23 protein-coding genes and 1 pseudogene are annotated in these 24,117 nt (G+C 63.7%); 18 read left to right on the top strand and 6 right to left on the bottom strand.

Annotated elements, in window-relative coordinates; genetic code table 11:
• Positions 1-131 precede the first annotated feature (131 nt).
• From OKW39_RS08525 to OKW39_RS08505, 5 genes are all read left to right on the top strand, one after another.
• Positions 132-1,232, top strand: a complete 1,101-nt coding sequence (locus OKW39_RS08525) for a glycosyltransferase (protein ID WP_429562431.1) — start codon at positions 132-134, stop codon at positions 1,230-1,232.
• Between the two features lie 4 nt (positions 1,233-1,236).
• Positions 1,237-2,442, top strand: coding sequence for a hypothetical protein (locus OKW39_RS08520; protein WP_090803218.1), 1,206 nt, complete (start codon positions 1,237-1,239; stop codon positions 2,440-2,442).
• Between the two features lie 157 nt (positions 2,443-2,599).
• Positions 2,600-3,526 carry a glycosyltransferase family 2 protein gene (locus OKW39_RS08515; protein ID WP_429562430.1) on the top strand — a complete coding sequence of 309 codons (927 nt, stop codon included), beginning with the start codon at positions 2,600-2,602 and terminating at the stop codon, positions 3,524-3,526.
• A 58-nt stretch (positions 3,527-3,584) separates the two neighbouring features.
• Entirely contained in the window at positions 3,585-5,321 is a 1,737-nt protein-coding gene (locus tag OKW39_RS08510; RefSeq protein WP_429562429.1) for a hypothetical protein, read from the top strand.
• Between the two features lie 31 nt (positions 5,322-5,352).
• The gene (locus tag OKW39_RS08505; protein WP_090803222.1) at positions 5,353-6,642 is read left to right on the top strand and encodes an oligosaccharide flippase family protein; all 1,290 of its coding nucleotides are present in this window, start codon (positions 5,353-5,355) and stop codon (positions 6,640-6,642) included.
• A gap of 115 nt (positions 6,643-6,757) precedes the next feature.
• On the opposite strand, the gene OKW39_RS08500 is transcribed toward OKW39_RS08505, so the two are convergent.
• A complete protein-coding gene (locus OKW39_RS08500) occupies positions 6,758-7,969 on the bottom strand; it encodes an MFS transporter (protein WP_184034274.1) in 1,212 nt (403 codons plus the stop codon).
• Between the two features lie 227 nt (positions 7,970-8,196).
• On the opposite strand from OKW39_RS08500, the gene xdhA reads away from it, so the two are divergent.
• Genes xdhA through xdhC form a run of 3 tightly spaced genes read left to right on the top strand, consistent with a single transcriptional unit; the run spans position 8,197 to position 12,742 of the window.
• Positions 8,197-9,714 carry a xanthine dehydrogenase small subunit gene (gene xdhA / locus OKW39_RS08495; protein ID WP_090803225.1) on the top strand — a complete coding sequence of 506 codons (1,518 nt, stop codon included), beginning with the start codon at positions 8,197-8,199 and terminating at the stop codon, positions 9,712-9,714.
• Positions 9,715-9,750: 36 nt separating this feature from the next.
• Entirely contained in the window at positions 9,751-12,120 is a 2,370-nt protein-coding gene (gene xdhB / locus OKW39_RS08490; protein WP_429562428.1) for a xanthine dehydrogenase molybdopterin binding subunit, read from the top strand.
• A 31-nt stretch (positions 12,121-12,151) separates the two neighbouring features.
• Positions 12,152-12,742, top strand: a complete 591-nt coding sequence (gene xdhC / locus OKW39_RS08485; RefSeq protein WP_429562427.1) for a xanthine dehydrogenase accessory protein XdhC — start codon at positions 12,152-12,154, stop codon at positions 12,740-12,742.
• Here the strand turns inward: xdhC and OKW39_RS08480 are convergent.
• From OKW39_RS08480 to OKW39_RS08470, 3 genes are all read right to left on the bottom strand, one after another.
• Positions 12,739-13,689: a LysR substrate-binding domain-containing protein gene (locus OKW39_RS08480; protein WP_090803229.1), complete on the bottom strand. Its 951-nt coding sequence runs from the start codon at positions 13,687-13,689 to the stop codon at positions 12,739-12,741. The genes xdhC and OKW39_RS08480 overlap by 4 nt on opposite strands.
• Positions 13,690-13,889: 200 nt before the next feature.
• A complete protein-coding gene (locus tag OKW39_RS08475) occupies positions 13,890-14,546 on the bottom strand; it encodes a 2-hydroxychromene-2-carboxylate isomerase (RefSeq protein ID WP_187617873.1) in 657 nt (218 codons plus the stop codon).
• Positions 14,547-14,706: 160 nt separating this feature from the next.
• Positions 14,707-16,110 (bottom strand): TAXI family TRAP transporter solute-binding subunit, encoded by a 1,404-nt coding sequence (locus tag OKW39_RS08470; RefSeq protein WP_429562426.1) that lies wholly within the window; start codon positions 16,108-16,110, stop codon positions 14,707-14,709.
• Between the two features lie 564 nt (positions 16,111-16,674).
• Here OKW39_RS08470 and OKW39_RS08465 point away from each other — a divergent pair.
• Positions 16,675-17,025, top strand: a complete 351-nt coding sequence (locus OKW39_RS08465; protein WP_429562425.1) for a BON domain-containing protein — start codon at positions 16,675-16,677, stop codon at positions 17,023-17,025.
• Positions 17,026-17,286: 261 nt separating this feature from the next.
• Complete coding sequence (locus OKW39_RS08460; RefSeq protein ID WP_090803237.1) at positions 17,287-17,535, top strand: hypothetical protein; 249 nt, start codon at positions 17,287-17,289, stop codon at positions 17,533-17,535.
• 41 nt (positions 17,536-17,576) lie between these two features.
• On the opposite strand, the gene OKW39_RS08455 is transcribed toward OKW39_RS08460, so the two are convergent.
• Together OKW39_RS08455 and OKW39_RS08450 are read right to left on the bottom strand one after the other, a co-directional pair.
• Positions 17,577-18,365: a sulfite exporter TauE/SafE family protein gene (locus OKW39_RS08455; RefSeq protein ID WP_090803240.1), complete on the bottom strand. Its 789-nt coding sequence runs from the start codon at positions 18,363-18,365 to the stop codon at positions 17,577-17,579.
• A 255-nt stretch (positions 18,366-18,620) separates the two neighbouring features.
• On the bottom strand, positions 18,621-19,268 hold the full coding sequence (locus OKW39_RS08450) for a LysE family translocator (RefSeq protein ID WP_429562424.1): 648 nt from the start codon (positions 19,266-19,268) through the stop codon (positions 18,621-18,623).
• Between the two features lie 121 nt (positions 19,269-19,389).
• Here OKW39_RS08450 and OKW39_RS08445 point away from each other — a divergent pair, with 121 nt between their 5' ends.
• The 8 genes and pseudogenes from OKW39_RS08445 to OKW39_RS08410 all read left to right on the top strand — a co-directional run bounded on the left by OKW39_RS08445 (position 19,390) and on the right by OKW39_RS08410 (position 23,895).
• Positions 19,390-19,605 (top strand): hypothetical protein, encoded by a 216-nt coding sequence (locus tag OKW39_RS08445; protein WP_429335817.1) that lies wholly within the window; start codon positions 19,390-19,392, stop codon positions 19,603-19,605.
• Positions 19,606-19,693: 88 nt separating this feature from the next.
• Positions 19,694-19,918: pseudogene (locus OKW39_RS08440) on the top strand (hypothetical protein); the annotation flags it as partial.
• On the top strand, positions 19,891-20,115 hold the full coding sequence (locus OKW39_RS08435) for a 3D domain-containing protein (RefSeq protein ID WP_429335818.1): 225 nt from the start codon (positions 19,891-19,893) through the stop codon (positions 20,113-20,115). The pseudogene OKW39_RS08440 and the gene OKW39_RS08435, both read left to right, overlap by 28 nt.
• A complete protein-coding gene (locus OKW39_RS08430) occupies positions 20,116-20,598 on the top strand; it encodes a hypothetical protein (protein ID WP_429335819.1) in 483 nt (160 codons plus the stop codon).
• A 456-nt stretch (positions 20,599-21,054) separates the two neighbouring features.
• Positions 21,055-21,531: a hypothetical protein gene (locus OKW39_RS08425; RefSeq protein ID WP_429562423.1), complete on the top strand. Its 477-nt coding sequence runs from the start codon at positions 21,055-21,057 to the stop codon at positions 21,529-21,531.
• Positions 21,532-21,668: 137 nt separating this feature from the next.
• Positions 21,669-22,127 (top strand): lysozyme, encoded by a 459-nt coding sequence (locus tag OKW39_RS08420; protein WP_429362273.1) that lies wholly within the window; start codon positions 21,669-21,671, stop codon positions 22,125-22,127.
• Positions 22,111-22,614 carry a lysozyme inhibitor LprI family protein gene (locus OKW39_RS08415; RefSeq protein WP_429335823.1) on the top strand — a complete coding sequence of 168 codons (504 nt, stop codon included), beginning with the start codon at positions 22,111-22,113 and terminating at the stop codon, positions 22,612-22,614. Before OKW39_RS08420 ends, OKW39_RS08415 begins: the two co-directional genes overlap by 17 nt.
• Positions 22,615-23,001: 387 nt before the next feature.
• Positions 23,002-23,895: a LysR family transcriptional regulator gene (locus tag OKW39_RS08410; RefSeq protein ID WP_429356671.1), complete on the top strand. Its 894-nt coding sequence runs from the start codon at positions 23,002-23,004 to the stop codon at positions 23,893-23,895.
• The last annotated feature ends 222 nt before the right edge of the window (positions 23,896-24,117 follow it).

The raw sequence follows: 24,117 nt of genomic DNA, 5'->3' as shown, positions 1-24,117 counted from the left end.
TGGTTCGCGACGCGCCCGCGGTGCGGGGCGTAGCGCCCGACTGGACCGATCAGAACACCAACATGGCAATGCGAAGGGATCTTACGGCCGCGCCTGCCGAGCGCACACCGTACAGGCAAGGGACTACTCGGATGAAACAGCTATTTGTCACGCCGTTTCTGCCTCAGAAAAACGCGCCGCAAGCTGGCCACCGTTTGGCCTACGACTACCTGATCAAACTGAGCGCGGAATCGGAGCTCGACGTGCTGATCGTGTCGCGCGTGCCGGTCGACGAAAAAGCCATCGAGTTCCGCGCGAACGTGCGCAACGTGTACATCCAGTACGTGAGCCGGTTCGACCTGATTCCGTCGTTCCTCGCGAATCCGCTGACTTTTTCACCGCGCCTGTTCTCGCGCTATAAACCCGCGATCGGTAAGTTCCTCTGCGAGCTCGTCGACAGGAACCGATACGACACCGTGCGGCTCGAGTTCTCACAATGCTTTGCGTATGCCCAGAATCTGCGCGAGCGTTTCCACGACGGCGTGAAGATCGTGATGTGCGCGCATGACTTGCAGATCCAGGTCATCTTGCGCGTCAAGTCCATCGAAGGATGGCTGTTCACCCGGCAGACCTTCATGCTCGAGCAGCGTCTGCTGAAGCTGGCCGACAAGGTGCTCGTGCTGTCCAGCAAGGACGCGCAGCTGATCAACGGCCTGTACCCCGGGGTCGGCACGTTGCAGGTCGTGCCGATCTCACTGCCGGCGTTTCTGAAGGAAGTGCGGCGCTCGAAAGACACGGTCGAGAAAGGCAACATCCTGTTCTGGGGGGCGATGCAACGCCGTGAAAACGAAGAGGCGCTGCTCAATTTCATCGACACGATTTTTCTGCCGCTGCGCCGGCGCGGCCTGCAACTGAAGCTGTTCGTGGTCGGCTCCGATCCGAGCGACCGCGTAAAGCGCCTGAATAGCGACGATATTTGCGTGACCGGCTTCGTCGAAAATCCGGGCAAGTACTTCGAGTCCGCCGATATCGGCGTGGTGCCGCTGCTGTCGGGCGCCGGCGTCAAGCTGAAGACGCTCGAAATGCTCGCGGCGAAACTGCCGGTCGTCTCGACGCCGCTCGGCGCGGAAGGCGTCGAGCACGACGGCACCTTGCTCAACGTCTGCGAAATCGATGAGTTCCAGCACGTGATCGAGCGCATCTACCGCGGTGATCCGGTCAACGTCAACGCCTCCGTGGCGTATCAGGCCTGACGCCATGATCGCAACCATCGCCTATCTGCTGGCCGTCGTACTGTGTGCCTCGCGCGGCGTGCTCGAGTATCTGATCGGCAAGGACGCCGCCTATCTGATCCAGGTCGGCGGCATCGTCGGGCTGCTCGTGTGGTACATCTCGCCGACGGCGATCGCCGCTTACTTCCGCGACGAAGGACGCCTGTCGTTCGGCTTCCTCGTGGGCATGCTGTTCTCGACCGGGCTGTCGATCGTCGCGACGCTCGCGCTCACCGGTGAGTTCGGGCCTTCCTATCTGTTCGTCTTCATCTTCACGCTGTTCATCTACTTCTACGCGATCTCGAACTATCAGAGGCGCTTCGTGCAGCCGCGCGTCGCCTATGCGGGGCTCGTGCTGATCGCGCTGATCGAGGCGGGTGTCGCGCTCGCGCAGCAGCAGAACGTCTTCCCGATCGATCTGCCCGGCGCGACGTACGGCTTCGACAATCTGCGCGCGCCGTCGCTGACCGGCAGCTATCTGCACTACCCGCTGTTCGTCGCGATTGCCGCGTCGCTGTGCGGCGTCGACTATCTGGTGCGCAGGAACGTGCTGTCGGGCCTCGCGTGCGCGGTGCTCAGCTTCGCGATTTTCTCGGCGCTGTCGCGCAGCGGCATGCTGATCATTCTCGGCACGTTCGGGCTCGCGTTCGTGCAGGCGCCGATCCAGTTCATCACGAGAAACGCGAAACTGATCGTTGCCACCGTGTTCGCGACGATGGCAATCATGATCTTCGGCGTCGCGGTGAGCAGTCAGAACGATAGTGTCGTCAACGTCGGCACCGAACGGATGATGGGCGCGACCGATCTGCAATCGGACGGCAACGACGGCCGCACCGAAGCATGGGAAAAGGCCAAGTCGCTCGTATTGCCGGTCAACGTGATCGCCGGCACGTACTTTGGGCTCGTCACGAACTCGGCACCCGAGCCGGTGAAACAGGAGTTCGGCGTCGTCGAATCGAGCGTGCTGCAGCAGATTCTGAATATCGGCCTGATGGGCGCGATCTTCTATTACGGCGTGCTGATATCGGTGACGAAACTCGCGAGCAGCGCGAGCCGGATTTCGTTGTGCATGTGGGCCGCTTTATTTCAAACGCTCTTCTATCAATCGATCGAAGTGATTCCGTTTGTCTTCATCCTGATGACATTGCCAGTGTTCGATTACGTGGGCGGACCGCGTCCAGACAGCACGTAGCGAACCGGAAGGCAGTGCGCTCCAGATCGTCTGCATCGCGCGGACGAGCAGTGGGTAGTCGGTAGTGCGCGCGAACAGCGCGAAGCAAGGTGCAAGAACCAGAAAGCCGTGTTTGGGGGTAATTCCACGAACACCTGATGTAAAGCAGGAGGTGGGGATGAACCTGAAGGGAATGTTTAGCGTGGTGATCGTCAATTACAACACGCCAAAACTGGTCGGAAATTGCGTGCGCTCCGTGCTAGAACTTTCGATTGCGGATAAGGAGGACATCGTCGTGGTGGACAACGCTTCACCCGACAATTCGTTTTCCTATCTGAGGGAGACGCTTCCGACGGGAGTGAGGCTCGTCAAAACGTCGATCAATCGCGGCTTCGGAGCCGGCGTCAATTTCGGCATGGTCGGTTGTCTGCGCGAACTCGTGCTCGTGCTGAACCCGGACACCTATTTCGTCGATACATCGCTCGAAAACGCGGTGCAGTTGTTCAGAACGGAGAAGGATGTCGGCCTCGTCGGTCTCGATCTGGTCTATCCGAATGGCGAGCGGCAGTTTTCCGCGCGGCGCTTTTATTCGGTGCTCGACATACTCGGCCGGCGTTCGCCGCTCGGGCGGCTCGGCGCGTTCAAGCGCCGCATCGACAACCACATGATGCGCGAAGCGTGGGCCGCGGGCACGCCGTTCGAGGCCGACTGGGTGCTGGGCACGGGCTTTATCGTGCGGCGCGCGCTATTCGGCGAACTCGGCGGCATGGACGAGCACTTCTTTCTCTATATGGAGGACGTCGATTTTTGCGCGCGCATCTGGCAGGCGGGCTACCGCGTGCTGTGCGTGCCGGGCGCGCGACTCACGCACGAGCATCAGCGTGCGTCGGCAGCGGGCTTCCTGAGCAAGGCAGGGCGCCGGCATATGAACAGCTTGTGGCGTTTCAGCCGCAAGTATCGTGTGCCGCTGTTCAGACCGCCAGGCGTGCAGGGCCTAAGTCGCAGCGCGAAGGCGCGTGCGGTGCCGGTCCCCGTCCCCGTGACCGTGACCGTGAGCGCGCGTCCGGCGGCCGCCGAGCAGGGGCAAAGCATCACGGTGGACTGATGCCTGTCGATGTCTCGACGTGAAAAAAGAACGGAGTAACGCAATGGGGGAAGGCTAGATGAAAACCCGGCGACAGGCGCTCAAGACGTTCCTGCTCGGCGGCCTGGCCGGGGCCAGTGCAAGCACAGCCGATTTGGGCATCGCGCGCGCGACGGGGCACGCGCTGCGCGAGCGCGGCGCGTTCGCGAGTATGGGTAACGGCGCGGGCGACGGCGCCGGCGGCATCCTGCGCGTCGCCGCGTCCGTGCCCGAGCGTGCCGCATCGGAACCGGTTGCGCCGAGCTATCTGAAGACGCTCAGCGACATCGTCGCGGGACTCGAGGTCAGCGTCGCGCGCTTCGTCGATCCGCACCGGCTGGCGGCGATCCAGCGCGGCGCGTCCGGTTACGACTGCGGCGCTGAACTCAGGCAAGCGTTCGCGAGCGGTGCGCGCGGGTTGTATCTACCGCGCGGCATCTGGCGTTACACCGGTGACCTGACCACCGCGAACGGCTCGAGACTGCGGGGCGACGGCGGCGGCGAATACGTGGTGATCACCGACATCGCGATGGGGGCGACCGTGCTGGAGAGACAGGACTCGGGCGGCCCGAGGTCGGCGGCGCTGACGCTGGGCGACGCGGCGTTCGTCGAGCATGTGCAGGTGCGGCCCGCGCATTACGACAAGGTCATCTACTACCTCGCCAACTATCCGGCGCACACCGGCAACACGGCGATCGGCATCCACTTCGGTACGTCGGCCGGGGCTAGTCATTGCACGGCGATCGGTTTTTCGCGCGCGGGCTACGAACTCGGCGTCACCTCGACGCTCGAGCGCTGCTATGCGTACATGTGCGAGCGCGGCTTCTACGCGACCGAGCACACCGACGGCTCGCTGATCAATTGCATCGGCATGTTCTGCCATACGGCCGGCGCCGATATCGTCGACAACTTCTGGCAGGTGATCGGCGGACGCTGGGAATGGAACGCGCGACACGGCGTGATTCTCGGCGCGGAGTCGCTGATCGTCGGCGCGGTGTTCGATCGCAATGGCTTTGCCGGCGTCTATATGAAGAGCGGCAACTGGGGCAAGGTGGTGAACGGCAATTACTTCTCGCGCAACGGTTGCGGCGGCGACGGCAAGATCGGCCGCTGGAAATTCTCGACGCGCGGCCATCCGTCGTACCTCGATGTGCCGCCCGGTCAGAGTTGCCACATCCAGATCGATTACCAGCAGGCGGCGACGATCGTGGGCAATCGCTACCGCCCCGGCCAGGACGACGAGAACGCCGGCTGCGACGGCCCGCAGTTCGTGTACGGCAGCTCGACCGCGCCGGGCAGCACACCGCTCGACGGCATCACGATTCAGGGCAATTTCGGCGATCGCGCGGGCGACACGATAGTCGGTTACGCCAAGGCGTATCCGGGCGGCGGCGCGATCGCGGGCGGCAAGGACGCGAGCCTCGTGCATGCGCTGAATCTCGGCGTCGGCTACGAACGCGGCGGCGTCGCGGCGGCGCTGCATTGCGGAAACCAGACCGTGTCGCAGGAGACGACGCGCATCGCGATCAACGTGCTGCGCTCGACCTCGGGTCGCGTGGTGTTGCGCGTGGCGACACGCGGCCATGCTCTACTCGCCGAAATCCTGTTCGCAACCGACGCAACCGATGCCAACTACAAGACCGTGGTAAGCAATCTGATCGGCAATGCGGTGAAGAGCGCGGTGTTGAACGCAAATGGCGAAGACGATCGCTACAACAAGATCGATATCGCACTAAGTGAACCTGCTTTCGTGTCGTACTCTGTTTTTTCGACCTGAGTTTTAACCGCCTACTGCAAACAGGACGATTGTGTCGACGAGAAACGTCATCATCGCGCTGTATTCGGTGTACGCACTGAACTACGTGCTGCCGCTCGTTACGTTGCCGTATCTGTCGCACGTACTTGGGCCGGCCGGGTTGGGCGTGATCGGTTACGCGCAATCGATTTCGCAGATTCTTCTCGTCATCGTCGACTTCGGCTTCGGCCTGTCGAGCGCGCGCAAGGTGGCGGTGCACATCGATAACCCGGAGGTCGTGAACCGCATCTACTGGTCGACCACGATCGGCCGCGCGATTCTCGCGTTGCTGTGCTCGCTGGTGCTGGTCGGCTGGGCCTTCGCCGCGCACATGTCGCCGCAGGAGCGCGGTGCGACGCTGCTGGGCTCGCTCGTGATCTGGGGCGGCGTGCTGACGCCCGGCTGCTTCTACGAAGGCACGCAGCGCCTGCCGGTGCTCGCGGGCACGCTGCTCGCGACGCGCGTGGGTCTGCTGATTCCGCTGTTCCTGTTCGTGAGGACTCGCGACGACGTGATGCTCGCGGCCGCTTTGCAATATGCGCCGACCTTCGTGTGCGGCGTGATCCTGATGGGCGCGCTGATCTGGAAGCGCGAGATCCTGCTGAGCGTGCGGGTCAGTTGGGCCGACGTGATGGCCGAGGCGAAAGAGGCGTATCACATCTTTCTCGGTTCGGCGCTGACGTCCGTGTACATGTACGCGAACGTGATCATGCTGCGCATGATCAGCGGCCCGGGCGCGGTCGGCTATTACGTGGCGGCCGAGCGACTCACCAACGCGCTACGCGCGTGCACGGCGCCGGCCATCCAGGCGTTCTTTCCGAAGATCTGCGTCGCTTACGAGCGCAACGACATCGCCTATATCCACAAGGTCAACCGCGGCTTCATGGTCGCGTTCGCGGCGTCGGCGGTGCTGATTCTGGTTGGCTTTACGGTGCTCGGCGAATGGTTCGTCGGACGTTTTCTCGGCGAGGCGTTCGGCGAGACGTTCCGCATTTTGCGCATTCTCGTGTTCGTGCCGGCGATCGTCGGCATGACGACGACCCAGGTGATGCTGACGATCATCGCGTCGGGCAATCAGTCGTTGCTGAAGCGGATCTATATCTACGGCGCGCTGTTCCATCTGGTGCAGGCACCGATCAGCATCTACTTCTGGGGCGGTGTCGGCACCGCGTGCTCGGTGGCCGCCACCGAGCTGTTCATGCTGATCGGCGTGTACAACGTGTCGAGCCGAATCAATCACGGCCAGATCGCGGTTCGCGCGCAGACGACGATCAAGCAGGAGATGGCGGCGGAGAGAGATTAGCCGCGAGGATGGACAGCGGGATCGAATGGCCGCGGCGCGCGTCGTGAAGACTTTGCGCGTCGCGGCCTTGTTGCGTCAGCGCCGCGCGTTCGTTGCGCGCGTTCACTGCGAGGGCTTACTGCGCGGTAGACAGACCGGTTACTTTCGCGTTGCGCAGATACAGCACCGTCGACAGCACGACCGCCGCGGCAGCCGCGATCGCGGCAAACAGGAACACCGAGCCGTAACCGAACTCGCCGGCGATATACCCCGCCAGCGGCCCGGTAATGCCGAGCGACAGATCGAGAAACACCGAGTACGCGGACAGCGCCGCGCCGCGGCTCGCCGGCGGCACGAGCCCGACCGCCTCGACGCCGAGCGCCGGAAACACCAGCGCGAAGCCAAAGCCGGTCAGCGCGGCGCCCGCGAGCGCGATATGCGGCTCGGGCGCGAGCCACAGCATCAACAGACCCGCGCATTCGAACGAGAACGACGCGATTGCCACACGAAAGCCGCCGTAGGTCTTGATCGTGTTCGCGAACAGCAGGCGCGCGCCGATGAACAGCGTGCCGAACAGCGTCAGCGACAGCGCCGCATTCGGCCAGTGCTTCGCCGCATAGAACAGCGTGATGAAGGTCGCGATCGAACCGAAGCCGGCCGAGCCGAGCGCGAGACCCATACCGTGCGGCAGCACGCGCGTCAACACGCTGCGATACGACATCCGCTCGCCGTGCACGACCGGCACCGGCGCGATCAGACGCGCGAGGTAATAGCCGAGCCCCGCGAGCGCGATCACCAGAATGCCGAGCGCGGTAAAGCCGATCGAGCGCGAGATCATCACGCCGAGCGGTGCGCCGATCGCGAGTGCGCCGTAGGTCGCGATGCCGTTCCACGAAATCACGCGGGCGTTGTTGGAGGTGCCGACCCGGCCGATTCCCCACAGGATCGCGCCGGTGCCGCACAGGCTCTCGCCGAAACCGAGCACGAGCCGGCTGCACACGAGCAGTGCGAGGCTCAGCCCCGGCCAGCGACCGGTCAGCGCGGCGAGCAACAGCAGCACACCGCTCGCGCCGCAGCCGAGCAGACCGATCGACACTGTGCGCTTCGGCCCGAGCGTATCGGCCGAGCGGCCCGCGAGCGGCCGCGACGCGAGCGTCGCGAGGTACTGCACGCTGATCGCCGCGCCGGCCAGCACCGCGCTGTAGCCGAGGTCGCCGTGCACATAACCGGGCAGCACCGCGAGCGGAATACCGATCGCGAGGTAGCAAAGAAAGGTGAAAAAGACGACCGGGATGATCTGCAGGGTCGTCGCAAATTCGCTGCGGGCGGACGCGGAGTCGGTGGACATCGGGAAAACCAGACTTGAATTCGGCGGGAAGGCGTGATTCTCCCATGGAACCGATTCCCTTGCAGGATTTGCTTAAAAATGGGACGAATCAATGGCGGGTCATATCGCGCGAACAATATGTCCCCCATGCGATTCAGGCTATGGGTTAGGTTTATTGACGGTGATAGCTTTCAAACCATCGACGCGGCGTGTCCGCGCAAACACGCAACAGACGAGAGCACCGAGACATGACCGAGCCGATTCGTTTCTATCACCGCAACGCGATCCGCGAAATCGAGGACGCGCCCGTCACCCGCACGGTGCTGCAGTATCTGCGCGAGGACGCGCATTGCACCGGCACCAAGGAGGGCTGCGCCGAAGGCGACTGCGGCGCCTGCACCGTCGTGATCGGCGAGCGCAATCCGGCGGGCGGCGTCGAGTTCAAGGCGGTCAACGCCTGCATCCAGTTCGTGCCGACCCTCGACGGCCGCGCGCTCTTCACGGTCGAAGACCTGCGCCAGCCGGACGGCTCGCTGCATCCGGTGCAGCAGGCGATGGTGGACTGCCACGGCTCGCAGTGCGGCTTCTGCACGCCGGGCTTCATCATGTCGATGTGGGCGCTCTACGAGAAGCACGGCCACGAGCATGGCTGCGCGAACCGCACGGTGCCGTCGCGCGAGGCGATCGGCAATGCGCTGACCGGCAACCTGTGCCGCTGCACCGGCTACCGGCCGATCGTCGACGCGGCCGAGCGCATGTTCGACGCGCCCGCGCCGCAAGCGCCAGTCGACGTAAAGGCGCTCGCCGACACGCTCGCGACGCTCGAACGCCGCGACACGTTTCAGTACGAGCACGCGGGCCAGCGCTTCGCCGCGCCGCGCACGGTCGCGGCGCTCGCGCGGATCAAACAGCAGGAACCGGCCGCGCGCCTGCTCGCGGGCAGCACCGACATCGGCCTGTGGGTCACCAAGCAGATGCGCGAGCTCGGCGACCTCGTCTACGTCGGACAGATCGCCGAGCTGCAAAAGCTCGAAACCAATGACGACTGGATCGAGATCGGCGCCGGCGTCAGCGTCGAAAAAGCGTATGCCGAGATCGCGAAGCAGTACCCGGAGCTGACCGAAATGTGGCAGCGCTTCGCGTCGCTGCCGATCCGCAATGCCGGCACGCTCGGCGGCAACATCGCGAACGGCTCGCCGATCGGCGATTCGATGCCGGGGCTGATCGCGCTCGGCGCGCGCGTGATCGTGCGTGGCGGCGACATCGAGCGCGAGATGCCGCTCGAAGACCTGTACCTCGCGTATCAGCAGAAGGACATGGCCGGGCACGAGTTCGTCGTCGGCCTGAAGGTGCCCGCGCGCGGCGGGGCGCGCGCGAACCTGCGCTTTCGTACCTACAAGCTGTCGAAGCGCTTCGATTCGGATATCTCGGCCGTCTGCGCGGCGTTCTCGTTCATCGCCGACGGCGACGCGATCCGCGAGCCGCGCATCGCGTTCGGCGGCATGGCCGCGACGCCGAAGCGCGCGCTCAATGCCGAAGCCGTGCTGCGCGACGCCGAATGGCACGAGGCGACCGCGCAGGCCGCGATGCTCGCGCTGGGCACCGACTACGCGCCGCTCACCGACATGCGCGCGAGCAGCGACTACCGCCTCGAAGCGGCGAAGAACACGCTGTACCGCTTCTGGCTCGAAACGCGCGCGCGGCAGCCGCTGCCGAAGAGCGCGCTCGACGTGCGCGCGGTCGCGCCGGCCGGCGCGAGCGCCTGAGCGCCGCGCGTCCCCGAGAATACGGAGAACACAACCATGAACCAGCAAGCCGAACCGTTCCTGAAAGAGGTTCAGGAACTCGACGACTTCACCCAGGTGCACGTGTCGCGTCCGCACGAGTCCGCGCATCTGCACGTAAGCGGCCGCGCGACCTACACCGACGACATTCCCGAGCTGGCCGGCACGCTGCACGCGGCGCTGGGACTGTCGTCGAAGGCGCACGCGAAGATCGTCTCGATCGCGCTCGACAAGGTGCGCGCGACGCCCGGCGTCGTCGCGGTCTTCACCGCCGACGACATCCCCGGCGTCAACGACGTCGGCCCGATCGTTCATGGCGACGATCCGATCCTCGCCGACGGCGTCGTGCAATACGTCGGCCAGCCGATGCTGATCGTGGTCGCGACGTCGCACGAGGTGGCGCGTCTCGGCGCACGGCGCGCCGAGGTGGTCTACGAGGAACTGCCGGCGGTGCTGAGCGCGCAGCAGGCGCGCGCCGCGAACCAGTTCGTGCTGCCGCCGATGAAGCTCGCGCGCGGCGACGCCGGCACGAAGATCGCGCGTGCCGCGCATCGCGCGGCCGGTGAGATGTGGCTCGGCGGCCAGGAGCAGTTCTATCTGGAAGGGCAGATCTCGTACGCGGTGCCGAAGGACGACGACGGCATGCACGTCTACTGCTCGACCCAGCATCCGACCGAAATGCAGCACCTCGTCGCGCACACGTTGGGCGTTGCATCGCATAACGTATTGATCGAATGCCGGCGCATGGGTGGCGGTTTCGGCGGCAAGGAATCGCAGTCGGCGCTGTTCGCGTGCTGCGCCGCGCTCGCCGCGTGGAAGCTGCTGTGCCCGGTCAAGCTGCGCCCGGATCGCGACGACGACATGATGGTGACCGGCAAGCGTCACGATTTCCACTACACGTACGAAGTCGGCTACGACGCAGAGGGCGTGATCGAAGGCGTCGCGGTCGACATGACCTCGCGCTGCGGCTTTTCCGCCGACCTGTCGGGCCCGGTGATGACGCGCGCGCTGTGCCACTTCGACAACGCGTACTGGCTGTCGGACGTCTCGATCGACGGCTTCTGCGGCAAGACCAACACGCAGTCGAACACGGCGTTTCGCGGCTTCGGCGGCCCGCAGGGCGCGTTCGCGATCGAGTACATCCTCGACAACGTCGCGCGCTCGTGCGGCGTCGATGCGCTCGACGTGCGCCGCCGCAATCTCTACGGCAAGACCGAACGCAACCAGACGCCGTACGGCCAGGTGGTCGAAGACAACGTGATTCACGAGCTGATCGACGAGCTCGAAGCGACCAGCAACTACCGCGCGCGCCGCAAGGAGATCGACGCATTCAACGCGAACAACGAGATCCTGAAGAAGGGCCTGGCACTCACGCCGGTCAAGTTCGGCATCGCGTTCAACGTCACGCACTTCAACCAGGCCGGCGCGCTCGTGCATATCTACACCGACGGCTCGGTGCTCGTGAACCACGGCGGCACCGAAATGGGCCAGGGGCTGAACACGAAGGTCGCGCAGGTCGTCGCGCATGAACTCGGCGTCGGCTTCAACCGGATTCGGGTGACCGCGACCGATACCAGCAAGGTCGCCAATACGTCTGCGACGGCCGCGTCGACCGGGTCCGACCTGAACGGCAAAGCCGCGCACGACGCCGCGCGCCAGTTGCGCGAGCGGCTCGCCGCGTTCGCGGCCGAGCGCTTCGGCGCGGGCAGCGTGAACCCGCGGGACGTGCGCTTCGCGCATGATCGCGTGATGGTCGGCGAGGTCGCCGTGCGGTTCGAGGAAGTGGTCGCGAAGGCTTATCTCGCGCGCATCCAGTTGTGGTCCGACGGCTTCTACGCGACACCGAAGCTCTACTGGGATCAGTCGAAGCTGCAAGGACGGCCGTTCTACTACTACTCGTATGGCGCGGCGGTATCGGAAGTCGTGATCGACACGCTGACCGGCGAAATGCGCGTGCTGCGCGCCGATGCGCTGCACGACGTCGGCGCCTCGCTGAATCCGGCGCTCGACATCGGCCAGGTGGAAGGCGCGTTCATTCAGGGCATGGGCTGGCTCACCACCGAGGAGCTGTGGTGGGACGCGGGCGGCAAGCTGATGACGCACGCGCCCTCGACGTACAAGATCCCGACAGTCAACGACGTGCCGCCGGTTTTTAATGTCAGGCTGTTCAGGAACCGTAACGCGGAAGACAGCATCCATCGTTCGAAGGCGACCGGCGAGCCGCCGCTGCTGCTGCCGTTCTCGGTGTTCTTCGCGGTGCGCGACGCGGTGTCGGCGGTCGGCGGCCATCAGGTCAATCCGCCGCTCAATGCGCCCGCGACCAGCGAGGAAATCCTGAAGGCGGTCGGCGCGGTGCGGGCCGCGACGGCGGCCGCGCGGCGGGCGTGATGGCGACTGGCATACGAGTTGGGAGCGCAATATGGAAGCACGCCTGAATTATTGTCCGGGCGGGACCGGACCCGAGCTTGCACCGCGGCCGGCGCCGATGCACATCGTGCTGTTCGGCGCGGGACACGTCGGCCATGCGCTCGCGCATCTGCTTGGCAGCCTGCCGTGCGTGGTCCAGTGGGTCGACGAACGCGACGAGCTGTTCCCCGACGAAACGCCGCCCAACGTGCAGGTCGAAGCGACCGACACGCCCGAGGCGATCGTCGACGCGGCGCCGCCCGGCGCGTGGTTTCTGGTGATGACGCACAACCATGCGCTCGATTTTTCGCTGGCCTCGCGCATCATGCGACGGCGTGATTTCAGCTACTTCGGCATGATCGGCTCGAACACGAAGCGCGTGAAGTTCGAGCGGCGACTGCTCGAACGAGGCGTGGAGTTGGAGCGGCTCGCGGAGATGACCTGCCCGATCGGCGTCGAAGGGATCATCGACAAGGCGCCCGCCGCGATCGCGATTGCGGTGTGCGCGCAACTGCTGCGACTGAGGACACGGCAGGCCGCGACGGTTCATGCGTTGGGGCAGGCCGCGAGCCACGTCCGCGCAACGAAGCAGATCACGGTTTAGGCCATACGGCGCAACGGGGGCTTGCGCGCGACCAGCTCACCCGACACCTCGGACATCAACGTCCTCAGCCAGCCGATATCGCTCGGCCGATCCGGCTGCGGATGCCACAACTGATAGCAGCGGATGCGCGGAAACGCGATCGGCACGTCGACGACCGCGAGCGGCAACATGCTCGCGTAGTGCATCGCGAAGCGCCGCGTCGTCGTGAAGATCAGATCCGATTGCAGTAGCGTCTGCGCGACGAGGCCGAAGTAGGGCAGCGTCGCGACGATGCGCCGGCTCGCCTTCGCCCGCGCGAAGCCGGTATCGATCGCGCCGCCGCGCGCGCCGCTGTAGGGTGTCGGCGCGAGATGCGGCGCGGCCAGATAGGCTTCGCGGGTGAGCGGCTCGTGAGTCAGCGGATGGTCCGCGCGCATCATGCACACGACGGTATCGGCGAACAGGTCGCTGCGCTCGAAACGCGGATCGGGCTTCGGCCAGTTGCCGATCACCAGATCGAGTTCGCCGGCGTCGAGCGCGGCCGAATGATCGAGCAGCGGCCCCAGCGATTCGATTTCGAGCCGCGCATGCGGCGCCGCTTCGCGAAACCGCGCGATCACGGTCGGCATGAAGAAGTCGTTCAGATAGTCGGGCGCGGCGACGCGAAAAGTGCGGCGCGAGCGGCCCGGGTCGAAATCGCCATGCGGCGTCGCGACGAAATCGACATCGCGCAACACGCGCTGCGCGGCCGCGAGCAGCGACTCGCCGTATTCGGTCGGCACCATACCCGACTTGCCGCGCACCAGAATCGGATCGCCGAGCGTGTCGCGCAGCTTGCGCAGCGCGGTGCTGATCGCGGGCTGGGTCTGGTTCAGCCGCAACGCGGTCTGCGTGACGCTGCGCTCGACGAGCAGCGTGCGCAGCACGCGCACGAGCCAGATATCGAGTGAGGCGGCGGTGTCGTCCATGATCGAAGCGTGGTGGCGCGGGCGCTGCCGATGAGCTCGCCGCGCGGCGCGCGCGTGGGGTGCGAAAGCTTAACCTTAGGCGCGTTTGCGCTTCGGCGGCATAGCGGGCACGGTATGGCCGGCATCAGCGCGACGCCTGCCGGCATCGATTCGTTCGGGCCGAAGCCGCAACCAGGGCGCGGCCCGCAGCGGCCGCCGTGTTATGCCGGTGTTGGTTTGTCCGGCAGCCCCCACGGTAGCGAACTGATCCGCTTCACCTCGCGCGATTCGAGCCAGTTCGGCGTGCGCGCACAGTACAGCACCATCGGCAGCGCGTCCTCGCCCCAGAACAGCTGATCGTTCAGACGGAACGTCGGCACGCCATAGACGCCGAGTTCGACCGCATCGGCGGTATTGCGCTGCAATTGCGCCTGCACGGCTTCGTCCTGGATCAGTTCCGGGCCGTCCGGCTTGCCGACGCGCTCGCACAGCTCGGCGAACGCTTCGTCGCTCGACGGATCGCGCCCCTCGCGCCAGATGAAGCGGAAAATCTCGCGCACGAATTGCACGTCGCCGTTCGCGGCGGTCGCGAGCAGCAGCGGCTTCATCGAATCGAACGGATGGGCGGGCGGCATTTTGTACGGAATGCCGAGCTGCTCCGCGCGAAACAGCGCGTGCCGGTACATGAAGGTGCGCTTGGCGGGCACGCTGTACGCGGAGCGCTGGCCCCAGTGGCGATACAGATCGTTCAGCACGACCGGCGTGAACGCGAAGTCGAAGCCGGGCCATTTGTCGTATTGCTCGAGCAACAGGTAGGTGAACGGCGAGACGAAATCGTAAAACCACTGCCGCTGTTGGGCGTCGATGCCAACGGTCATAAATGTCTCCCGGATTGCCTGTGTCGGACGACGCGGACGGTGCGTCCGTTACCTCATCAAAATTGTAGCGATCTTACGCGGTGCGGTCCCGGCTTGCATCGGTCGATATCCCCTGGTGGCGGCCGGTGGGCGTAGGTTCCGGCGGAGTCGTCAGAGGCGCTCAGCCTTTGACTTTATCGGCCGCCAGCTCGTCGACCTCGTCCAGCCCGCCCTGCGTGTCACGGCTTTCCGTGAGCCGCCGCCGCACGAAGCCGATGTGCTCGCGCAGCACGTAGAACTGGTCCGCGTACGCGAGCGGCATCTTCATGCCGTTGACCGAGTCTTCGATCGCGTCGAGCCGCTCGATCAGCGACGCGCGTTCGGCCGACGCATGTTCGCCGAGCGCGCTGCGCTCGATCGCGATCAGCGCGCCATACCAGCGATAGATGCGCGATTTGACGCGCCACGCGTACAACCCGGGCACGACGCGCAGCGCCGGCACCAGCAGCACGATCAGCGGCACGATGATCACCAGCAGGCGGTCCGCGAGACTCGCGATCCAGAACGGCAGCGTTCGGTACAGGAAGCTCTTGCCCGACTTGTAGTAGCGCGCGGCGTCGTCCGAAAGCGGGAAGTCGTGCGCGAGCGGGGCGGGGAATTCGCCGGCGCGCTGCAACGTCGTCGCGCCGCCGTGCACCTCGCGCGCGGCTTCGATCAGCAGATCGGACAGCGCCGGATGCAACGAATCGCGCGCGATCAGCTCGGCGGTCGGCGCGACGATGCTGATCGAGTTCGCCGGCAGGTTCTTGCCGAGGTCGAAGGCGCCCATCGGCACCTTCAGCTGCGTCAGGTACGGAAAGCGGCGCGTGTACGCGTCGGCCTGCGAAAAATCGTAGAAGCGCACGTTCTGCGTGCGGTAGAGCTTGCCCATCACGGCCGGCTGCGCCGAGTCGCCCGCGAGGAAGGTCGCGTCGATCGTGCCGTCGATCAGGGCGTCGGCGGCGGCGTCGCCCGTTAGCGGCAGCAGTTGGGTCGGACCGCCCGGCACGATGCCATTGGCCTTCAGCAGCGCGAGCGCGAGCTCGCGCGTGCCGCTGCCCTCGGGGCCGATCGCGAGGCGTTCGCCCTTGAACCCGGACAGCCAGTCGACGGGGGCGCCGCGGTAGAAGATCGCGAGCGGCACGTAAGCGACGCTGCCGAGCGACATCAGGCTTTTGTCCTTGTCCACCGCGGCGGGCGCGATGCCGCTCTGCACGAAGCCGACGTCGACGTCCGCGTTCGGGTCCAACAGCCGCTTCAGATTTTCCTGCGAGCCCTGCGAGGCCAGCACGTTCAGCGTAATGCGATTGCGCGCAAGGATCGTCTTGTACTTCTGCGCGGCGATCCAGAAGGTGCTGCCGACGGGACCGGCGCTAATCGTCAGCGTATTCGGCGGGGCGGGTTGGATCAGCCGCACGGCGGCCCAGATTGCGACGATCACGAGCAGCACGAGCGGGCCGAACGAGACCGCCAGGTCGCGCCACGAGATCGCGACAAAACGGGCGACGAGATGGGTAGGGCGGGTGCGGCCGGTGTCAGGCTTCATCGGATCATCTGAAAGCGGCGGTCGATCGGGCTCGAATGCGCGAAGGCGGCGTGGGCGGCGCGCGCCAGCACGCGTCGCGCCGATGGTACCTGAGATTGGCGCGGCCGCGAAACGCGTAGCCGCCCGTCACGCCGACAAACGCGTAACAAATGGTGAGCACCGCGGTGAACGCCGGCATGAGCGCTGGCATGATGCCCGTGCAAATTCTTGCGCGACCACGGAGCGTGTCTGCTTCTATCCGGCACGCATGACGCACCCGCTGTCGGCGCGCCACGCCGCGCGCTAAATCCTTTGCGCTTCTGTGCCGGCTAGATTAAATTGTGCATCGCTACCGCGATCCAACGTTTGCGGCGCGACCCCGGCAAGACGGACAAGAACCGGGTGCGTCGGCGGACGTCGCGGTTTGCCGGTTGCCGGTAATCAGCCTCTCTCGCCTCTTGCACATCGTGTCACAGCCGTTGATGGCCGTCGCTCACGCGCGCGTTCGCGCGATGACGGCCGCCCGTAGTCGTAACGATGCCGCTTGTTCATGCGGTCCAATGTGAAACCAAGGAGAAGAGAGCTATGAAGACGGTCGGTTTTCTGAAAGCACTGGGTCCGGTGGTGGCGATGGCGATGGCGGTGGCGTGCAACGTCTACGCCCAAAACGCTCCGGCAACCGATACGGCGTCGGCGGCAGCCGCCGTCAAGGCCGGCAAGGCAGCGAATCACGAACTTGGCCGTAAGGTGCGCCACGCGCTGACGAAGACCCAGGGTCTCGACGTGTCGCACATCGCCGTGCGCGCGCGCGGCGGCGCAGTGACGCTGACCGGCTCGGTGCCGACCCAGGGACAGATCGATGCGGCCGGCGAAGCCGCCAAGGGTGTCGACGGCGTAATGTCAGTGTCGAACAAGCTCAAAGTGGTGCAGCAGTAAGCGGTACGCGTGCGCGCGGCGCCGCAAGGCCCGCGTCGCGCGGTGGTCAACCTGGAGGCTCTGGCATGATCGCCGGAGCTTTTTTTTTCGCCGCCGGTTTTATGGCGTGGCACTCGCGAGGTTTGCGGGACCGCAGCAATGCGGCTTGCCGCACGCACAGGTCCTGATGGAGGCGCGGCCGTCGCGGATTCGTGCGCTGCGACACATTACCGCCGCATCGCAAGGCGTACTGTGACCAAGAGGGAAGGGGGAGCCAAGGTCATGGAAACCACGCTGTTTCGCTATATCGATCTGCCGATCGGCGATCGCGCGGCATTCGAACTGGTGTGCGCGCGACACGGTTTCGCGCCCGCGCATTTCGACATCAGCGCGAGTGTGGCACCCGGTGAGCCGGCGCACGAGCGGGTCGTCACCGTGCGGCGCGGCAACTGGTCACAGTCGTATTACGACCGCCACGGTCAGTGGGTCAGGCAGTTCGAGGCGGATCTGACCTGCCGGTTTTTCAAATAGACACGGGTTGCGGCGTGCGCGCTCGACGCGTCTTCAGCGCCTCACGACAACACCAGCCGCACGCCGACCAGCGTCAGCGTCGCGGCGAGCAGATTGCGCAGCAGCGCGTCCGGCGCGCGCGAGGCCAGATAGCTGCCAATCGCGATGCCGGGCAGCGATCCCACCAGCAGCGACAGCAGCATCGACCAGTCGATCGAGCCGAGCAGCCAATGTCCGGCGCCCGCGAGCAAGGTCAGCGGCACCGCGTGCGCGATGTCGGAGCCGACGATGCGCGTCGTCGGCAGCATCGGATACAGCAGCATCAACACCGTCACGCCAATCGCACCCGCGCCCACCGACGTCAACGACACCAGCACGCCGAGGGTCGCTCCGGTCAGCATGGTCAGCGCGAGCGTGCGTGCCTGGCTCGGCGCGCGTTGCTTGCGCGCGCCGAGCGCCGCGAGCTGCGGACGGAACACCAGCGCGATCGCGGTAATCAGCAGCGCCGCGCCGAGCACGACCTGGATCAGCCGGCCCGCGCCAGGCGTATCCATTCCATAGCGATGCAGCAGGATCAGCGTGACGGTCGCCGCGGGCACGCTGCCGGCCGCGAGGCGCAGCGTGACCTGCCAGTCGACCGAGCCCTTCAGTCCGTGCACCAGCGTGCCGGTCGCCTTGGTGGCGGCCGCGTACAGCAGGTCGGTGCCGACCGCGGTGGCAGGGTGCACCTTGAACAGCAGGACGAGGATCGGCGTCATCAGCGAGCCGCCGCCGACGCCCGTCAGCCCGACCAGAAAGCCGACGAACAGGCCGGAGACGGAGTACAGCAGATCGATGTGGGGTAGAGCCATTGAACGGACAGCTGACGCAGCGCGGGTGAAAGGATGGGCGGCAAGGCCGGCGTACGCGCCGGGGCGGGTGGGTGCGGCGGCGTGCGGTGCGCTGCACGGCCGCGTCGGCCGGCGCCTCAGCGGCGAAAGGCGCTATTGTCGCAAAACTGCCGCGCCAGCGTGCGGCACTTGTTCAGGGGGAGCGCGTCGCGGCTGGCAGCGGGCTGCGTTCGGCGTGTACGGCGCTGATGTGCCGCATGGCGTGTGAGGTGCCGCTCAGAGCGCGCGGCGGATTTCGACGACGCCGAACGCCGCGAGCGTGAAGCCGACCACGCGATCGATCGCGACGCGTAGCCTGCTGCCGATCGCATGACGCGCGAGCGACACCATGGTCACCAGACAGCACCACCACGCGATCGAGCCGGCGAACACACCGCCGACCGTCGTCAGCGCGATGGCCGGCGAGAACGCGCCGCGCGGTGCGAGCGTCGTGAATAGCGCCGCGAACATGATGACGGTCTGCGGATTGGTCAGCGTCAACAGCAGCGCGCTCGCGTACGCACGCAGCGCGCCGGCGCGGCCGATCTGCGCGAGCTTGCCGTTGCCGTTGCCATTGCCGTCGGCGGTTTCAGCGGGCGGCTTCTGCAGCAGGGCGCGCACGCCGAGATACAGCAGGAACAGGCCCGCGAGCAGATGCAGCGGGCGGTCGTACGCGAGCATGAACTGCGAAATGCCGACGAGGCCGAGCGCCGCGATCAGCCCGTAGGCCGCGTCGCCGCTGGCGATGCCGAAGCCGATCGCGAGTCCCGCGCGCGGACCGCCCCTCAGCGTTCGGCGGATGCACAGCATGCCCATCGGGCCGACCGGCGCGGCGATCGCGAGGCCGACGCCGGCGGCCGTGAAAAACAGACTGGTGGTGGACATGGGCAGGTTCTCGAGCGTTGTTCTGGTTGGGGCGGTCGCCTGCGGGCAGCCGGCGCACCCGCCAGCATAGCCATCCCGAAAATCGCGGGCAAGGGCGGGGATGGGTGAGACTCGACGCGCGATGACTCGCTTCAGCGCATCGGCCAGCATGGCGATGAAAGCTAACATCGCCGCGCTCGCTTACAACGGCTCTTTTGTCAGAAAAACAAAAATGCCGCTCAGTTGCTTAACTGAACGGCATTGCGGCTCAATGCCGCTTTTTTTGTTTGGTCGTGATATCGGGAAAAAATCGCCTAAAAATGAGATGGCCAGAGCAATCGTTAATATCTGTCAATGAAGTTTTGTCTCAAATTAAAATCATTGACCGTGCCACCGTTTAGATGCTTAATTCGCCGGGTGTTTTCTGGAAAATCGAAAGAGGTCGAATGGGACAACAGAAACAGGCAGATGCCGCGGGCGAGGAAGAGTGCCAAGTTTGTCGTGTCACCTATTCAATATACTCAAACTTCCCGCCAATGCCGTCTGCAATGGCGATGAACGTCGAAACTGGCGAATGGTTTCCGCAGGATAGGCTTCGGTTGTATTCGAACGGTTACGAAATGGCCGACGCCCTGGGTTATGCATGGGCGTGCGATTGCCGCGGTCGCACGGCGGCCTCAGCGCTGTTTATATTGCCTCTAGCGACGGTAGGCGAATAGTCGGCGAGCGGTCTGCCGATGATACGGGCGGTGGCATTCGCGGCGCACATATCGACCACTTCAGTGGTCCCGGAAGCGCGGCGACGCGCGCATGGCAAGCATCGGGAGGGGATCTCCAAAACGCCCGTGTCAAATTCCTGGGTTATTAAATGAAAAAAGCTTTTCCTCTCGTGTTGTTTTTTCCATTTGTCTCTTTCGCGCTAGATGGGACGGGATCGGTCGATTTTGATTCGGCAATCATTCCGCTATTGAATAAAAACTCCGTTTTGAAAGGGCTCGTGCTTTGTAACTTCGATATCGTTGGCGATCCGATGGGGACGCGAATCGGCGACATTCAATCGAAGGCTCTAGGAGGAGATAGAATCGGGCCTTACTCAATGTGGGCAAATTGGCACGGGAATTCAGGTGTAAAGCCGGTGATTCTCACTATAAATACGCACACTGATTTTATCGACGCGCGCGGGAAGAAGGTGGGAGGCGATTTGAAAAAGGCGATTCGCATTCAAGAATACATCGAGAGTGTAACGATAGAGCCGCCGGAAAAAGACCAGCCGGAATCTGTCCCCGGTGGACTAAAGCACAGTATCGAGCCACAGACGTGCTCGGAAAAAAATGGCCAACGCGGCAGATAGCGCGATGCTGCCTCGTTCAGGCGGGGCTTCACGCAGCCGGGTCACGCAGACAAGCGGCACCACGCGACTGAGCATAGGGTCGACATCCTGAACGGTGCCGGCGCCGAGAGCGAATTATTCAGGCCTGACTCGCTATCGTGTCACGACAAGCGCACGGGAGGGAGTACATGGGGATTGACTGACCATCAAGGTCACAGCATCGCCGCGCCCCGTGTAAACCGGTTTTGCCAGAAAACGAAAATGCCGCTCAGTCGCTTAACTGAACAGCATTACGGCTTAATGCCGATTTTTTTTTTGTTTGACCGTTATATCGGAAAAATTCGCCTAAAAATGAGATAGCCCGGGCAATCGTTAATATCTGTCAAAAAAGTTTTATCTCAAATTAATGTCGTTGACCGTGACCACGTTTAGGTGGTTAATTCTCCGAGTGTTCTCTGGAAAATCAGAAAAGGTCAAATGGGACGACAGAAACAAGATGGTACCGTGGGCAAGGAAGAGTGCGAGCTTTGCCGTATCACCTATTCAATATACTCAAACTTCCCACCAATGCCGTCCGCAATGGCGCTGAACGCCGAAACCGGCGAATGGTTTCCATTCGATAGGCTGAAGTCGTATTCAAACGGTTACGACATGGCTGAAGCCCTGGGTTACGCATGGGCGTGCGATTGTCGAGGGCGTAAAGCAACGCCAGCGCTGACTTCGAAGGTTCGCACTGGCGTGTTGGCAGTACAGTCCGAAGCTGCACGGCACGACGAACAGTTCACACTTCACGATGCGAACGGCAGGCCGCTCGCCAGTACCTATTACACCGTGCGTCTTTTGTCAGGCGCTTTGCATCGCGGCACCACTGATTCTCAGGGACGCACCGAGCGATACGAAACAGAAGGTGCTCAATCCATGCATATCTATCTTGGTCATAGAGAGGTGGCGTAATGCCTGATGCGCTTGGAACGGCAGTAACAAACACGGTCCCGAATTCATGCGTAGTTGTCCAATCGGATAGGCTTTGCAAACCTTGGGTTGCGTCAAGCCAGATTTCAACCTTCTTGGCGGTATGGGAGAGCGGCAGATTGAACGGCATAACACGAATTTTTCATTCGGATCGCTCACACATCGACGTGCCTGTTTCAGAGGGCTTTATTCTGGTTGTCTATCCCGATGATCGCGGAAATCCTACGGTGGGTTGCGGCCATCTTGTCTTGCCGGAAGACAATCTGCCCCTCGGGCAGACAGTATCAGTTCAACGCGCCAGAGAGTTTTTGAAGAAAGATTTGAGGCGAACAGAACGGGCCATAAATGCAAAGGTGCATGTACCGTTGTTTCAATATGAGTATGATGCATTGGTGAGCATTTCTTTTAATGCTGGAGCAGGCCATGCTGCGGACGAATTGACGCATCGCGTAAATCAGGGGGACTACCGAAATATTCCGAATTACATAAAAGGATTTCGCTGTTCCTCGAGCTTGCACCAACGCCGGGAAACGGAGGCTAGAGTATTCTCTGAAGGTGTATATGATGCATCCCATTAGAATAATAGCTGTGCCGCTTGTCCTGATTTCGACATTGCCTTTTCTTGACTCAATTGTGCTGGGTAAAACAATTTACTCGGTGCGGTTTGACTACAAAAAAGCAACGCCATCATCGGTTTATTTTACTGGGAAATCGCGCGAAGAAATTGACCGCCTTTGCAAGACCGGTGAGCACGCGTCAACTGCCGATATCGCTGCATGCAGCCAAAGGAATTTCGAACAAATTTCCGCGCAATTGAATTCTACGATTAAACCGTTGGAAGCTGAGTTGAGGAAAGGCGATGTTGATTTGAAAGCCGATAACAATCCTGTTGCATTGCCTTATTTTGAGAAAGGACAAAGGGCATGGGTCCAGTATCGCGATAACCAGTGTTACGCTGAGACCTATTCATTAGGCGAAGCGTCGATGCGTTATATGACGTTTTGGGATTGCATGGCGCGCTTAACGAAAGAGCGGATAAGCGATCTGAAGAGCGCGGAAGACTAACGAAAGGCACCCTCGCCTCAAATACGTCGCCCCGCTTTGCGGGGCTTTCCATTCGGGCGTCAAGTGTGCTTGTTTCTGCGTCGCTTCGGCATCATCGAGTGGCACGCCTTGGCGATCACACGCATTGCTGAAAATCTGTGAAGCCGCAGTGTGGCGCTGGTACGTGAAGCAGTTCGAGCCGTGGAGGATCAGCCGGAAGCGTGAGCCCCCGCAGATGCGCTTCGTCGATGCGTGGCGGCGCACGGCGGCGACAAATGTGCGATAGAGACCGAAGCCTGGCGCCATTCAACACGTTCGAGCCGTTCCGCAAGCGCCAGAAATTCCTCCACAGTTTTCAACGATCAACCATAATTTCCCCCACCCCCAACCCACGAATCCGCTGCCCCGATGTGGCAAATCGATCAGGTGACGCTGCGCTTGTTCATCGCCGTGTGCGAGGAAGGCACGATCGCGCGCGCGGCCGAGCGTGAGTTCATCGCGCCGTCGGCGGTCAGCAAGCGGCTCGCCGATCTCGAAGCGCTCGTCGATGTCGCGTTGCTGTCGCGCAGCCAGCGCGGCGTGCGCGCCACCGCCGCCGGCGAAGCGCTGTTGCGTCACGCGCGGCTCATCATGCGCGGCCACGAACGCCTGCAGGCCGAGCTCAGCGAGTACGCGGCCGGCGCGCGTGGGCATGTGCGCGTGCTCGCCAACGTGTCGTCGATGGTGGAGTTTTTGCCCGAGGCGTTGTCGGCGTTTCTGCAGGCGAATCCGGCGATTCGCGTCGACGTCGAGGAGCGCGTCAGCGCGGACATCGTGCGCGGACTCGAAGAGGGCGTGGCCGATCTGGGCATCTGCCGCGACACGGTGCCGCTCGGCAGTCTCGACACGTTGCCGTATCGCGCCGACCATCTCGCGCTGATCGTGCCGCGCGCGCATCCGCTCGCGGGCGAGGCGCAGATCGGCTTCGAGCAGACGCTCGGGTTCGATCATCTGGGGCTCGCATCGAATGCGTCGGTCAATGCGCTGATGCAGCGCATCGCGCTGGAGAAGGGCAGCGAGTTGAATTACCGCACCTATGTATCGACGTTCGACGCCGCCTATCGCTTCATCCAGGCGGGTCTCGCGGTCGCGATCCTGCCGCGCGAGGCGCTGCCGCGCCATGCGGCCGACGAGTACGGCATCGTCGCCGTGCCGTTGCGCGAGGCTTGGGCCGCGCGGCGCTTCGTGATCTGCATGCGGGATCGCGCGGCGTTGACGCTGGCGGCCGCGCGATTGCTCGAGCATCTGCTGAGCGCCAGATAAGACGGGCGACACGCCTCGTCACCCGCGCCTTCGCCACCTCCCCAGACAAACCCCTAAGCATTTCACCCAGGCGAGCGCCAAAGCCCGCCCCATTGGCCTGAGCGGCCATCGCGAGCGGCGATGGTGTGCTTCGCCAAAGCAGACTTTGCCGCGCGTCGTCACGCGGGCACGCTGTGATCCAGTCAGCGCATCACTTCCATCCAAGGGGCCTCTGAAGCCCGC

This window comes from Paraburkholderia sp. MM6662-R1 (assembly GCF_050436245.1).
Lineage (GTDB): Bacteria > Pseudomonadota > Gammaproteobacteria > Burkholderiales > Burkholderiaceae > Paraburkholderia > Paraburkholderia tuberum.
This window is presented reverse-complemented; position numbering and strand designations above follow the sequence as displayed.